This window comes from Segatella maculosa DSM 19339 = JCM 15638 (genome assembly GCF_000382385.1).
Classification (GTDB): Bacteria; Bacteroidota; Bacteroidia; order Bacteroidales; family Bacteroidaceae; genus Prevotella; species Prevotella maculosa.
Window position 1 is genome coordinate 1 of record NZ_KB908343.1, and the last position, 14,939, is coordinate 14,939.

A 14,939-nucleotide genomic window follows, 5' to 3' on the forward strand; every position below is an offset into this window, starting at 1 on the left:
GGTCGACAGCCGACAGGCAAACCGTCAGGCAGAGAGCCGTGACCGGTCCGCTTGCCGTGATGACAGCGACGGGCAAGACAAACAGCTTGTCAACGCCTCAACCGTGCCCCCGTCAACTTCAAAAGAGACATCAGGTGGTTATTGCGGCGGGGTCCCACCTCTTCCCATTCCGAACAGAGAAGTTAAGCCCGCCTGCGCCGATGGTACTGCAATGCAATGCGGGAGAGTAGGTAGCCGCCTTCTTTTACTTGGAGCCCCGGGGACAGCAATGTCTTCTGGGCTCTTTTTTTGTTTTGTGGCCGGCACGATGCGCCGGCGGACAAGGCCAAGTGAAATCAGGCCTGGTCAGAGGCAATCCACCTTCAGCCTTGTTGCAGTCCGATCCCAGCCATATTAGGCACTAATCTCAGCCAGATTGCGTGGTAATATGGGTGAGATTGGAGTGTAATATGGCTGAGATAAGGGACTTGCTTTCAGTATGCGATAAGCAACTTCATTATGGCAATCAAATTATTAGCCGGGGCTTATCTTCTGTAGAGCCGAGTTTAGCTCTTGATTACAGCCACCAAAAAGGCCCGCACTCAAGAAGAGCAGCGGGCCTTTCATCGTTATTTTCTCTATCTTTCACTCACATATCGGTGGAGCGTGGTGCGCACGGCTCCCTTTCCTGCATAAAGTTCCTTGACCATGCCTTCTATCTGTTCGCCGAGACCAGCCTCATAGAGGTCTAAACCGAAGACGTCTTTGCGACTGAAGAGCTTGCGCAGACAACCGAAGTCTTGGTGCTCGCGACCGATTTCAAGTGGGGAGACGATGCTTTGCAGTTCTTCCAAGAGCGGGTCGGGCGATGGTGTGAAAGGCTTTCCTGCGTCATCAACGCCTTTCAGATAGCGGGCATAACCGGCCAATACCAATGGGATTAGCACGAGATTAGACCTATCCAGTCCCCGAGAGATGTATTTCTTGATGGTCTCACCGAAGCGGATGGGTAGCTTCTGAGAGGTATCCATGGCGATACGTTGCGGCGTATCGGGCATGAAAGGATTAGGAAGTCGCTTGTTGATGAAGGCACCGATGAACTCATAAGGGTTGAGTACGCCCGGGTCAACCACTACAGGCATGGCCTCGATGTAGCCGATTTTCTGTACGAAAGCACGGATATCAGTGTCTGCTATCTCTGCCGAGATAAGGTCATAGCCAAGTAAACAGCCGTAGATGGCCATGGCCGTGTGAAGCGGATTCAGGCAAGTGGTTACCTTCATCGTCTCAACCTTGTCTACGGTTTCACGCGTCGTGTAGAGCACACCTCCGAGGTTGAGCGGCGGACGGCCGTTGGTATAGTTGTCTTCGATGACAAGATACTGCGTCTCTTCGGCGTTAACGAAGGGCGCAGTAAAGGTATGTCGGGCCGTTTCGATGTAGTCATTGTCCTCGAAACCATCGGCAGCCAGCAACGCTTTCACCTTTTCATGTGGGCGAGGAGTAATCTTATCGATCATCGACCAAGGGAAAGATACCTTGCTTTCATCTTTCAAATAGTCCACGAACTCCTGCGCTACGAACCCGTCTTTCGCCCAACGCTCGGCGTAGGCAAAGACACCTGCCTGCACCTTACTACCATTATGCGAGCAGTTGTCCATGCTCTGCACGGTCAACGGAAGCCTTCCGGCCTTGAAACGTTCGTGGAGCAGTACGGTCACTTTGCCCAAGGCAAACACCGGACTGAGCCCGCGGGCTAAGTCTTCTTCATTATAACCGTAGCCTTTCTCGGTGATGGTGAACGATATCATCTGCAAAGATGGCTTGCGGAATATCTCGGTCAGTCGGTTCCAGTCTTCAAACTGCGGGTCGGCCTTGAGGGCTTCGGTCACTGAGGCAATCACTTTCTTCTCGATCGTTCCCGAAGATTGCAGGCTCACGAGCAGTGAAAGGTTGTCGTAGGGTGCATAGGCTTTGTCGATAACCTCATCATCGAAGGTCTCGGCCACGATGACCCCGCGGTCATATTTTCCCGTGTTCAGGGCATCGTTCAATAGGGCTGCGGGGAAAGCACGGAAGATATTGCCTCCTCCGAAGTGCACCCATGTGGGGTTTTCATAGGTGTTCTTACGCACGGCTTTGATGTCGAAGCAGGGCAGTTCATAGCCTTTGGCCTCCCATTCTGCGGCATTATAGTTGTCGGTCAGTAGTTCTTTTAGTCTCATGATATATTTGTTTGGTTGATTAATCGTAAAATCCGGGCTGTTGATACCTGATGCCTTGCTCGTTGTCCACGGTGGCAATGATGCCCTGCACCTGCCCCATGGCAAACATACGGCCCAAGAAGCTGTAGCCTGCATTGTAGCCCTTGGTCTCGTCGCCCAGCATGGTCATGCCGTGATCCACGCGCATTGGCAGTCGGGCGATGTTGGGATTGCCCTTACGGCTTTGTTCTTCTTTCTCGAATATCCTGCATAGCTCGACGATATCGGCTCTTCCACCCAAGTGGCTGGCCTCCGTGAAGTCGCCATTGGGGAATACATGGCAGCTACGCAGGTGCACGAACCATGTTCGGTTGGCGTATTTCCCAGCCATAAGCGGCAGGTTGTTCTGTGCTCCGGCTGAAAGACTCCCTGCACAAAAGGTCAATCCGTTGTGTTTGTCGGGCACTGCGTTGAGGAACCATTCTATATCTTCGTCGCAAGTCACGATGCGTGGCAGGCCAAGTATTTGAAATGGAGGGTCATCAGGGTGCACACACATGTACATATCACATTCGTTACACACGGGCATGATAGCACTCAGGAAATAACGCATGTTTTCACGCAACCGTTCCTTGTCGATTCCTTTGTAAAGGGCAAGCAGTTCGCGGAACAGTTCCACGGGGTGCTCGTCGCCTTCTTTGAAATTTCCGCTCACGAACCCCTGCGTCTTGATGACAATATTCTCCACCAAGGCGTGGTCTTTCGCGGGCGTCATTTCCTTGGCCAGCGCGTCCACCTCTTTTAATATGTCGCGTCCGTTTGGTTTTCCATCGGGACCGAGTGTCTGGAAGGCTGCCCAACTGTCTCTCGCACCCTCACGTTTGAGGATATAAATGTCGAAATAGGCGAACTCTGGAATTGAGAAATACAGATTGCTGCTGCCGTTCGGATTGGCATGAAGCAGGTCGGTGCGTGCCCAGTCAAGCACGGGCATGAAGTTATAACAAATGGTGTGAATGCCTTCGGCGGCCAAGTTGCGCAGACTTGCCTTGTAAACTTCAATCTGGTGGTCGCGATCCGGGCCACCATATTTAATCGTCTCTGTAACGGGAAGTGACTCAACAACGCTCCAACGCATACCATAACTTTCGATATACGCCTTGAGATCGTGAATCTTTTCGCGCGTCCATACTTCTCCCAAAGGCACATCATGCAGTGCTGTAACAATACCTTCAACTCCGATTTCCTTGAGCATGGCAAGCGTAATCTTGTCTTTCTTGCCAAACCATCTCCATGTTCTTTCCATATATAATGATTATTAAAAATTCAAATGCGTTTAGGTGTCGTCTTCTTCATGAATGATTTCATTGCCACAAAGTTAACCTTTTTATTTCATTCGGGCCAATTTTTTTGAAAGTTTCCTGTAAAACTTTGAGATGAGCAGGCCTAATGGCGTTAATTTATGCTCGCCCAGACCCTCGCAAGCGTTTGGACTTCGGTGGTGCTTCTTGCCGTTTCATGCAATAATTGCGATGGGAAAGCGTTTCTGAAAATATGAAATGGACCGATCGTTTGCGTCATATTCGCCTTTTGTTCATCTTGGTTGCGGCTCTGATTGCCGCGGGATTTCTGTTGGTGTCTCATCTTCTTGTCCGCGATTTGAGCAAAGAAGAGAGTGCACGAATGGAGCTATGGGCCGAAGCGATGCGTGCTTTGAATGGGGCAGACGAGCATACTGACCTTGCACTCGTGCTGAAAGTAATTAACGAGAACCATACGATTCCGGTGATTGTCATCAATAAGCAGGGACATGTTCAGACCTATCGCAACGTCGAACTCAATGGAAAAACGCATTCAGACAGTCTGAAAGATGCCGTCAGTCAGGCCGAAAGAATGCGTGCCGAAGGTCATTTCGTCCGCATTGTCTTGGACACTCGCCGCGATTATATCGACGTTTGCTATGCCGACTCACTGCTTTTGCGCCGCTTGTCCTATTATCCTTACGTGCAATTGGCCGTAATTCTGCTCTTTGCCTGCCTTGCCATCTTCACGCTTTTGACCTTGAAGCGGGCCGAACAAAACCGAGTCTGGGTGGGACTGAGCAAGGAAACGGCCCATCAATTGGGTACTCCTATCTCCAGTTTGATGGCATGGATGGAGATTATGAAAGAGAATTATCCCGACGATATGCTGTTGCCAGAGATGGATAATGATGTGAAACGCCTCCAATTGATAGCCGACAGGTTCTCGAAAATAGGCTCGCAACCAGCTTCTGAGCAAGCGGATTTGCTTGCCGTATTGCAGCGTGTCGCGGCTTATATGGATCGCCGGACGTCAAAAAACATTGTCATCAGTGTGCATGCTCCCGAGATTGTCGTGGCATTGAACGTCTCACTCTTCGAATGGGTCATCGAAAACCTCTGTAAGAATGCCGCCGATGCCATGGAAAACGCTACGGGGCGCATTGATATCCGGGTGGAACCGAAGGGAAAGACAATCGTGATAAATGTTTCTGACACGGGGAAAGGTATCCGACAGAAGGATATTAAAAACGTATTTCGCCCGGGTTTCACGACAAAGCAGCGTGGTTGGGGCCTCGGTTTGTCATTGGCCAAGCGCATCGTCGAGGACTATCACCACGGAAAGATATTCGTCAAGCATTCTGAAGTGGGCCGTGGCACCACGTTCAGCATCGTTATTCCCCGGCAAAGTCAGTGAAAAACAAATGATGCGAGCATCGGAAATTTCAATGTTTGGACGTAAAAGTTCATGCGTCACGGCAATTTTTCTATAACTTTCATTCCGGCCTGCATTATAGAGTAAGGTTATGGCGGGCGTGTTTATTTTTCCTCCTTTTATTTGGCAGTCCCAAAACTTTGTTATACCTTTGCCTCTGTTATGCAGTTAACAACCTATTATAATAAAAACGATATGGAGCCGGTGCAAAGAAACTTTGATTTCTCTGCATCTTTTAACGCTTATTATTTGGTCAATCCAAATAATTTGCTAACACACACACACACACACACACACACACACACACACACACTTAGCGCACCTGGCGTTTAAACGTCTTCACGTACGCGCGCGCGAAGCGCGCGTAATACTAATAAACAAAGGGCTTCTCGGAGTTCCCTTTGTTCGCATATTCGTGTCCCTTTACGAGCAAAAAATGAACGAAATAAGGGAGCGAAATGTAGGGACGCACGGCTCGTGCGTCCGCTCATCAGGGAATAACTGTGTGTGTGAACAAGCAGACAAATTCATAGGCCATTGGAGCGGACGCACGAGCCGTGCGTCCCTACATGCAAACGGCACAATCAAGGTAACAACAATGAATATGAAGAAGATGGAGTGTAAGAAGAGGGTATACACCATGCCCGAAATTAAGGTTTATCCGGTGGAGAACGACAACCTTTTGAAAACCGTGAGCGTCACGCCCAACGGCACCGCCTCGGACGCGGCACAGTGGGACGCAGAACAAGAGATTGACAACGGAGAGTGGACGGTAGGGGATAAAAGCCAAGTCGTCCCGGCTAAGGACTGGGGGAGTGTGTGGGAGGAATAGACTCAACCCCTCCCGGGGGAGGGGAGATACTCACCCCGGCCCTTCCCAAGAGAGGGAGCGTGAGTTTGTGGGCTAATGAAGATTTAAGTATTATGATTTTAGAACTAAAGGAAATGAAAAGACAGATATTCTTAAAAGCAAGTCTGTTGCTCGTGGCAGGAATGCTGGCGGCATGCAGCAGCAACGATGATAACATTGAGGACGACGGAACGAAAGGCGGAAAGAAGGTGGACGTGGCCAAGACTGTAGAGTTCAACGTGGAGTTTGCTGACTACAACAGCGACAAGGAGGTTCCCTCACGCGCGGCCTGCGACCAAGCAAACGACACACTGTACAAGAAACTCGTAAAGGTGAGCGACAAAATATTGGCCGAAGTGACCGTGAAGCGTGATGCGCCCAACACCATGCCCTTAGCCAAGACACGCGCCTTGGAAGATGGTATCTACACGATGATAGCCTACCAGGGCACTACATACAAGGGAGAAACCACGGGCACGATAAGCAGCGGTGTGTTCCACTACTTGGGCAACAAGGCTCTCGACCTGGAGCCCGGAACATACACCTTTGTGCTCTGCAACGACAAGGTGGGCCGCAACGGCAACGACATCACTGTGACGGCAGCCAACGCCGCGACGGCACTCATCGGCCGAACCACCTACACCGTGCCCCCGACACCTGCCCACCAGAAGGTGACCTTCACCATGAAGCATGTCTGTGCGCGTATCCGCTACAAGCTGACCAGCTATATGCCTATCCTCAAGCCGGCGATGAGTTACGATACGTCTAAACCGATACCGACGAGCTCCGTCTATCATCCCGGAACGGACACATGGACCGCCACAACGACTGCCATGGAAGAACACCCCCTGACCTGCAGCGGAGGCACCAAGGCCGATGACAATGACTTCTACAATGCCTACTGTGACTATGTCTATCTCCTCATGCCTACCGTTGCTTCGAATAAAATCTCCTTTGATTTAGGAGATGAGAACACGACTACTTACAACGGGCAGAAATTCAGATTTCCTGCGAAATGGCTCCCCGCCTCGCTGCCACTGACACCCAACAGCTCGTACACCTTCACCTTCAAGCTGTTCTACCGCTTCCTCTACCTATATCAAGACGGCAACATCTTAGATGCCTCATATGTCATGCCCAATTATAAACCTATCGCCGTCATCGTCAGCCAGAGCAAGCATCTGGCCGTGGCCTTGGAGAAGGCCAATAATGGGCAACGCGTGCAGTGGTATCACACCGACAACCATGTGAACAACATGAACAACGTATACTATGTGCTGAACGTTAATCTGGGTTCCAGCTATGGCGACATGCTCGGCTACCACTACACATGGGAAGTCAACACTGGGTTCGACAACACCACGCGCAAGGGCGACAACCAGACCGAGTTCCCCGCCTTCTACTATGCCGGACATTATGGCGACGAACTGGCAGCGAAGCACATAACCGTGACAGGCCCGATTGCCGGCAAGAAGTGGCACCTGCCAAGCAACGGCGAGTTCGCCCTGCTCTATTATAACCTCGGCTTCGGCGAGCCGCTCAACAAGATGTATCTTTCTACATACAGATGGCATGAGAAACTTGCCAATTTAGCCTTCACACAGGTGGGTGCCAACCCTATCTTCGCAGATTGGAAGGACGATTACTGGACTAGTACAGAGATGCGCACTTATGCAGTACAGGGCTACTGTGCAGGCCATGTCATCCATGAGGGGAATTGGCAGCTGAGGTGGACATGGTACCCCAAGCATGAAACCCAATGCAGGGTACGTCCGTTCATCTATTATAAATAGTCAAAAAGGAGTAGTACCGGTAGTCCTTGAGGACTACTATCAGTAGTCGTGGAGGAGTAGTACCGGTAGTCCTAGAGGATTACTATCAGTAATCAGAGAGGACTACTGATAGTAGTCGGAAAGGAGTAGTAACAGTAGTCGAAAAACAGAAACAAAAGAATAATCTAACGTCCGCAGAGCGGACACATGTCAAACTTAAAATTATAAACGATGTTAGAATTCAAAGTGAAATCGCTTGAGGCCAAGGTCGGCAAGCTGAAAGGGAAAACGGTGTATGTGGCTGAACCCAAGGGGCAGCAGAAGCTGACGCCCGAAATGGTGTTGGAGCGCATCGTGCGCGAAACGTCGCTCAGCGAGGGTGATGCGCGCAACGTGTTCATCACGCTGCGCAACCTCATCATGGAGTGCGCGCGGCTAGGCGTGGGGCTCGACCTTGGCGACATCTTCTCGCTGCGCGTGGTGGTGCGCTCGAAACAGATTGAAAAGGAAATCGACGTGACGGCCGATGCACTGAAGGCTCCCAAGCTGGTGCTGACGTGGAAAGACCCCATTCGCCGTGCGCTGAAGCAGCTGCAAGTGGAGGTGGATAACCCAAAGCGGAAGGAAGAAAAGAAGAAGAAGAAAAAAGAGGAAGGGGGAATAGGGCAGCACGGGAATTAAAGCCCACAAACCCACCCCCGTCCCCTCCCGAAGGGAGGGGAGGAGAGCCTCCCCCCAACCCCCTCCGAAGGAGGGGGAGTTGCGAGTTTGCGAGGAATTAGTTTGCACGCTGTTTGTGCTCCCCTCCTTCGGAGGGGTTGGGGGAGGCTCCCAGATTTTAGGAGGTCTTCCAGCGGGAAGCCTCTTGGGGGAGGGCGCACGACTTATCAGCATTTAATCAAACTCAAAATCAAAATCCATTTTATGATTAACTCGCTTGTCTGTGTGCCCTCCCCGTTTTAATACCCACCTGGAAGCCTCTCCCCCAAAAGCCCCCCCAACCCCTCCCAAGGGAGGGGAGCTGCGAGCTTGCGGGCTAATGTCATTATGAATTGAATAGACCTTGTGAACTAAAATGTTCGCAAGGTCTATTTGCATATTTCCCCCTCCCGAGGGAGGGGTTAGGGGTGGGCTTCTCCCCCTTCCTCTCTCAGACCGTCGGAAACGACTACCATTCGATGGCTTGGTCCTCGTCAGGGATCTGTGTGTTCAGCTGTCGTTCTAATGTCAGCGTGCCGCTGACCGACCAGTTGAACTCTGAACCGGGTGCAGAGGTGTAGTCAACATAATCATAACTGATGTTGTTGATGATAACGTAACGGTGCACGAGGTAGGGTTTCACATCGTCTTTTTGCTCGATAATGTGGAAAGAAGCCTGCTTGTTCACCTTCAGTTTCAGGTCGTTGTTGGTGGTGTAGAAGTCTACCGTTCCTTCCTTTTCACCGTTAAAGCGGGCAAAAATCTTGTACTTGGCACGGTCGGTGCGACTCTCGTCAACATCGCCTGCATAGAAAAAGATGGTCTTATCGTCCACCACATATCCGCGAATGATAGATTTAGCAGTAGCGTTAGCTTCGTCGCCCGTAACGAAAATCTTCATTGTACTGCCCGAATAGTCGCCCGAATAGTCATTGAAGGGGAAGATACGCAGGAGTGCCTTGGCGTAGTTCTTGCGGGGATGGGCCGTATAGCCATAGTTGGCACCATTTACGATAGTAAGTGGCAAGACCCACTTGTTGCTCATGTCGATACCGTTGAAGTTGAACTTTATGTTGAGCAGCCCCACGTTCTCGCCTGATGGGATGGTCGTTGTTTCTGGAACGGTGGCATAATCTTTCATGTCGGTGTACCATAGTTCAGTGCGATTTAGGAAACGGGCTTGATTGAGCACGTTCAGTGTGTCACCATCATGTGCTATATGCACCGTAATGTTATTGCTGTTCTGCAATGAACCACTGACGATTACCGGCAGTTTATAAGATGAGAGCCCACTGCCTTCAGTAAAAGTCTTGTCGGCATTACGGCGGCTGTAGGGCACGTAAACATCGGTGACGCCTAACTTGCCAAGCGGTGCACGAAAACTGATATACTGCGTATATTGCTCTTCGGTCCATTCGTCGTTACAAGCAGTAAGTGTAGCAAGTATGCTTACTAACATTACCATATATATCGGAAGGTGTTTTACTTTCATTTTCTATAGTTTAAAGGATTAATCATTGTAGGTCCAACCGGGGTTCTGCGTCAGGCGTGAATTATGTTTCAGTTCGCTGTGACGGATAGGCCAGAAATACATCTTGTCAGAGAAAGTGGTGCGCAGATTGTTAATAGGAATAATCTGTTGAAATTCTGCCGGATGGTTGGCATCCATCATCACGTTACATCCATAAATGCGTTGATTGAGTTCGCGCGGTGCGTCTTTCCAGCGGCGTAGATCGAAGTAACGCTTGCCCTCGCCCATGAATTCAATCATGCGTTCGCGCTTGATCTTGGCGCGCAAGAGGTCTTTGTTGGCATAAACATCCGTGGAATAATCGGGTACTCCACCACGTATACGTATGGGATGTATGCCTTTCTGTATCTCGGTAATGTCACGACGAATGTTGTAAGTGGTTGCTTCGTCCCATGAAGGAATGTTGTAGGTGCCGTCGAGTTCGTTGAGTGCCTCGGCATAAAGTAGCAGAATGTCGGCATAACGAATAGCGGGTTCAGCCCTGTCCTTGATATTCCTGTAATCTTCGCGGTCAGGAACGTCGGTGGGGTTGACATACTTTTTCACACTGATCCCCGTGCGCAGGTAGAATTGTGAGTTGTTATAGCCGTTGCCACTGCCACGATAATAGAAAGTCTGACGGTTGTGGTGGGTGCTTTCGGGGTCGCCCAAATACTCCCAAACAGAGCCGTTATAGCCCACCGAGGCGTAGAAACGCGGTTCGCGGTTGGCATATTGCAACGACACGTTGGCGGCCAATGGCTTGTATTTTCCGCGGCGATAGTCGCGTGCGGTGGTAAATCCCTTGAGGCGTTCGGCCCCGTTTCCGCCGTTCAGTTCACTGTCTTTACCGGGGCAGTCGCTACCATCGTTCATATAATAAGCGTCTACCATCTTCTGGGTGAGACCATGTGTGTTCCAGCCGCCAAAGTCGCGTGGCATGGAATGACGTGCAAATGATTTCATGCTGTGGTTGATGCGCGTGGCATTCTGGTCTATACGTGAGAAGATGAGTTCAGGGTTGTCTTCGGGTGCGACATCCCCGTTGAATATAACGCGGTAGGACTTGAAGGGGTCAATGTCTTTCCATCCCGTTGGCCATCCGCTTTGGGCGAATGGGCAAGTGGTATTGGCTGGCACGATGGTAGCAGGGTCGCCCGCTGCATCTGTCGTGCTGAACGAGGCATGATAGAGGTCGTACACACCAAGCTGCATAACATCTTTGCAGGCAGCTGCTGCACGGGCCCATTTCTCTTCCTTATAGTCAGCGTTGAGCAGTGCTCGCCCCTTGTCGTCTACCAATTGCTTGGCATAGGCATCGCTGTTTCCGTTGGCCAGCGGGCTGGCAGCGTAGGTCAGTGCAAGGGCACGTGTGGCTAAGCAGGCACCCTTTGTGGGGCGTGCGATGTTTTCTCCGTCGCGCTTGGTGTATTGTATTTCCTTGGCAGCCTGCACCATTTCACGGCTGATATAGTTGGCCACCTCTTCGTAGGAACTGCGTGGCGTGGCAATCTGTTCGTAACTTTTGGTGTAGTCAACACCTTCATCGGGCATGATAGGCACCGGACCATAGCGGCGGAGCAACAGCCAATAGTAATAAGCGCGTACAAAACGTGCCTGCCCCTTGAAGTCGAGCCGTTCTTTTTCGGTCATTTCATTGTTCCTGTAGATATTGGCAATGAATATCGAGGCCTGATAAATGCCCCTGTAACACATCGTCCAGCCGTCGTTAAAGTCGTTTTCGTCGTATTCACCTTGCATGAACGTGTTGTACGAAAGTTCATTGGCTTCCTTGGAGTCGTAGTTGACATCGCGGTCGCCATAGTACATGTCGTCGGCAAAGGTAAACGAATTGGTTTCTCTCTCCTTGCCAACAACGTCGGCATTCTCGTCTTTCAAGAACGAATAAGCGTAAGCAAGCCATTGCTGGGAGCGTACTCTGCTGGAGAAAACCTTTTCTATGGTGAGGCGGTCTTCGAAGTATTTGTCGGAGTCCAGATAGTCATTGCAGGCAGAAAAGAGCGTTCCGATGCCCAATGCCAACGTTATCAGGGCGATATTTTTATGTTTCATGATGTATGTCTGTAATTATAAACTGATTTGTATACCTGCTGTGAACGAACGGGTGATAGGGTATACCTGCCCCCGATTGCTGCTGTCGAGTTCGGGATCCCATAGCTTGAAGGGTGACCAAGTGATGAGGTTCTGCCCCGAAATGTAGATGCGCACACTCTCTAAGTGTATGGTGTTGACCATGGGTTTAGGCAGGGTGTAGCCGATATCAAGATTCTTCAAGCGCAGGAAACGACCGTTGCGCAGCCAGAAACTGGATGACTGTTGGTTGTTGAGGTTATAGCCGTAACTCAAACGAGGGTATGGGGCATTGGGATTTTCGGTTTCCTTGGTACCTGAAATATCGGATGAAATCCAACGGTTGTCGGTTATTCCTTGCAGAATGTTCCCCCAACGACCATCTCTGAAGGCATTAACTGCCCCACTATTGATAAGGAATGTGTATTTTCCTGCACCCTGGAAGTGGAGGTTGAGGTCGAACCCGCGCCAGCTGACAGATGCTCCAAGGCCATAGATGAGACTCGGGGTGTCGGTTGCCCCTATAGCAACGCGGTCGCCATCATCTACGATGCCGTCGCCGTTGACATCCTTATATTTGATGTCACCAGGCTGAACGGTTCCCCAACTCTGTTTGGGCGAGTTACGAATGTCGTCGTAGTCACGAAACAGTCCTAATGCAATAAGGCCTCTTTGCTGATTAACCCGGTAGCCTTTTCCATACTGGTAGGCATAGACGTTGTTTTCTTCGTCGCGTTCCAAGATGGTATTTTTGCTGTACGTGATATTCCCACGCACTGTCCAGTTTATCTCTCCGACGTGATCTTTATATTGGAAATTGCCGTCAAAACCCTTAGATTTTACAGCTCCTACATTTGCCCATGGATAGCTTTCAAGTCCTGTGATGTCGGGTAAGAACATGCGCTGTATGAAGATACCCGTTCGCTTCTCATGGAAATAATCCATCGTGAGCGAGAACTTGTTGTCGAATGCCACGAAATCAAAGCCGAAATCAGTTTTGCGTGCAACTTCCCATGTGACGTTTGGTGATGCCATCTGGGTGTAATGTATACCGGGTATAGTTCCTGAAGTGAGATTCGAACCCCAATTGTAGCCTATGTTCGGCGTGTAGTCGAGTGTGTAGAGATAAGGGAACCTTCCCATATTGTCGTTGCCTACTTTACCCCATGAATAGCGTAGTTTGAACATATTAAGCCATGGCAATACCTTCTTGATGAGTGGCTCTTCAGCTACATTCCATGCTAATGAGAAAGCGGGGAAGAAGCCGTAGCGGTGATGATCGGCAAAGTTCTCTGAGCCGTTGTAGCCGAAGTTGAAGTCAACGAAATAGCGTAGGGCATAGTTATAGGTCAGCTGCCCGGCAAGCCCTTGGTTCCTTTTGCTTACAGAATTCTTGATGTCTGTACCGATATTCTGTGTCTGTATCCGTTCGTCTTGTGTAAAGCGGCTGACTGCACTGAAGTTGTGTAGCTTGTCGAAAGTGCGATCCCAACGCAACAATGCCTCCAGAAACTCGTGGCGCGAACCATCTCCGCCTGACTTTTGGCTCATGGAAGTCTCTTCAAACAATTTGTCCCAGATGATGTTGCCTTGTGAGTCGCGGCTATTAGCGCGATACATGGCTGGCCAAAGGCGGTAGTAGATGTGGTTGCTGTTATAAGTATCATACCCAAATCGGCCCGTAAATGAGAGGCCTTTGGTAATAAAGTCCAACTTTTGATCTACGGTTACATTTGTCTGTATGTTGTTGTCCCATTCTTCGTTGTATCCTGTACGTGTGGATGAAACCCAGGGATTCATTTGATGGACATTGTTTCCATAGGCCGGAACATAACCATTGGAATAAAGAACAGGAGAGCTAAGGGCATTGAAGCCAAAGAGTTCGCTCCACAGGTATTCGTCGCCGAGACCGGGACTGTTGCGTTTGTTGAGGTTGCCCGACACACCCAACTTGATAATTGTCGTCGGAGTAACATCTATATCCACATTCATACGGTAGTTCCAGCGTTTGTAATTGGCATTAGTGTCGTATTTTTTACGTAGTGTCTCGTCGGTGTTATACATGCCTTGATCTTCCACATACGATAGTGAAACAAAATAACGGGCCGTGTTTCCACCCCCACTCATACTCAAATCAGCCCGATAACTCATAGCCCCGTTTTTGAGCAGCAGTTTTGACCAGTCTACGTTAGGATAGAAATCGGGATCCAATCCCGATCTGATAAGTGCTAACTCTTCGGGTTGATACTGTGGCGCGAGATTACGGGTTACACGTGCCTCATTGAGCAGGTTAGCATACGTGGGTGCATCTATAAACTTCGGCGTAATGGTTCGAGTGTTATACGAAGCCTCGCCTTTTACATTGATGTTTATCTTTCCGGCTTTACCGTGCTTGGTAGTAATAAGAATTACACCATTAGCACCTTTCGAACCATAGATAGCTGTTGCCGAAGCGTCTTTCAACACAGAGAAACTCTCGATATCCTCTATATTCAGGTCATCGATGTTATTCCGCTCAAAGCCATCTACAAGTATCATTGCAGAGGCACTGGCTCCAAAGGTTGAAATACCGCGGACCCAGAAGCGCGATGTACTTTTACCCGGCTGCCCTGATGACTGCATGGCAATGATACCTGGAACGTTGCCAGCCAAAGCATTAGTGAAGTTTGATGAGGGGAATTGTTTCATCTGTGATACGTCTACATTGGTGATGGCTCCAGTCACCGTAAGCTTCTTTTGTGTGCCGAGACCAGTGACGACAACTTCATCAATGGCGTTTGTCTTTTCTTCTGACATCTGTACGTCGATTACCTTTTTGTCGCCTTTAACCAGCACACTCACGGGCTTGTAACCAATGTAAGAGAACACCAGCGTGTGATATTGCTGTATCTTGATGTTATATTTTCCATCAATATTGGTAATAGTACCCAGTCCCTTGGCATCTTTCACGGTGACGCTGACACCGATGAGAGCTTCTCCTGCAGCATCGGTCACGGTTCCCGAGATATTCAGCTGTTCCTGTGCTAATGCATTAAACACGATGCAGCACGACATCCAGAATAATATGAATAGTTTTTTCATTGTCTTGTTACTCTAAT

The 14,939-nt window shown here is 49.8% G+C and carries 9 protein-coding genes and 1 rRNA gene; 5 read left to right on the plus strand and 5 right to left on the minus strand.

Features of this window, described 5'->3' with window-relative positions; translation table 11 throughout:
• Positions 1-130 precede the first annotated feature (130 nt).
• Positions 131-243: ribosomal RNA gene (gene rrf / locus H164_RS0112870) — 5S ribosomal RNA — on the plus strand.
• A gap of 374 nt (positions 244-617) precedes the next feature.
• Here the strand turns inward: rrf and H164_RS0112875 are convergent.
• Both H164_RS0112875 and uxuA read right to left on the minus strand, forming a co-directional pair.
• Positions 618-2,204 carry a mannitol dehydrogenase family protein gene (locus H164_RS0112875; RefSeq protein WP_019969002.1) on the minus strand — a complete coding sequence of 529 codons (1,587 nt, stop codon included), beginning with the start codon at positions 2,202-2,204 and terminating at the stop codon, positions 618-620.
• Between the two features lie 19 nt (positions 2,205-2,223).
• Positions 2,224-3,489 carry a mannonate dehydratase gene (uxuA, locus tag H164_RS0112880; RefSeq protein ID WP_019969003.1) on the minus strand — a complete coding sequence of 422 codons (1,266 nt, stop codon included), beginning with the start codon at positions 3,487-3,489 and terminating at the stop codon, positions 2,224-2,226.
• A gap of 248 nt (positions 3,490-3,737) precedes the next feature.
• On the opposite strand from uxuA, the gene H164_RS0112885 reads away from it, so the two are divergent.
• The 4 genes from H164_RS0112885 (at position 3,738) to H164_RS0112900 (ending at position 8,222) form a co-directional block, all read left to right on the plus strand.
• On the plus strand, positions 3,738-4,901 hold the full coding sequence (locus H164_RS0112885; protein ID WP_019969004.1) for a sensor histidine kinase: 1,164 nt from the start codon (positions 3,738-3,740) through the stop codon (positions 4,899-4,901).
• A gap of 454 nt (positions 4,902-5,355) precedes the next feature.
• Positions 5,356-5,751 carry a hypothetical protein gene (locus H164_RS14715; RefSeq protein ID WP_019969005.1) on the plus strand — a complete coding sequence of 132 codons (396 nt, stop codon included), beginning with the start codon at positions 5,356-5,358 and terminating at the stop codon, positions 5,749-5,751.
• A 113-nt stretch (positions 5,752-5,864) separates the two neighbouring features.
• A complete protein-coding gene (locus tag H164_RS14720; protein WP_025830417.1) occupies positions 5,865-7,562 on the plus strand; it encodes a hypothetical protein in 1,698 nt (565 codons plus the stop codon).
• Between the two features lie 210 nt (positions 7,563-7,772).
• Positions 7,773-8,222, plus strand: a complete 450-nt coding sequence (locus tag H164_RS0112900) for an HU family DNA-binding protein (protein ID WP_019969007.1) — start codon at positions 7,773-7,775, stop codon at positions 8,220-8,222.
• Between the two features lie 487 nt (positions 8,223-8,709).
• Here H164_RS0112900 and H164_RS0112905 read toward each other — a convergent pair whose 3' ends face one another.
• Genes H164_RS0112905 through H164_RS0112915 form a run of 3 tightly spaced genes read right to left on the minus strand, consistent with a single transcriptional unit; the run spans position 8,710 to position 14,922 of the window.
• Positions 8,710-9,732, minus strand: coding sequence for a DUF4973 domain-containing protein (locus H164_RS0112905; RefSeq protein ID WP_025830416.1), 1,023 nt, complete (start codon positions 9,730-9,732; stop codon positions 8,710-8,712).
• A gap of 18 nt (positions 9,733-9,750) precedes the next feature.
• On the minus strand, positions 9,751-11,823 hold the full coding sequence (locus H164_RS0112910) for a RagB/SusD family nutrient uptake outer membrane protein (RefSeq protein WP_019969009.1): 2,073 nt from the start codon (positions 11,821-11,823) through the stop codon (positions 9,751-9,753).
• A gap of 15 nt (positions 11,824-11,838) precedes the next feature.
• On the minus strand, positions 11,839-14,922 hold the full coding sequence (locus H164_RS0112915; RefSeq protein WP_026356373.1) for a SusC/RagA family TonB-linked outer membrane protein: 3,084 nt from the start codon (positions 14,920-14,922) through the stop codon (positions 11,839-11,841).
• Positions 14,923-14,939 lie beyond the last annotated feature (17 nt).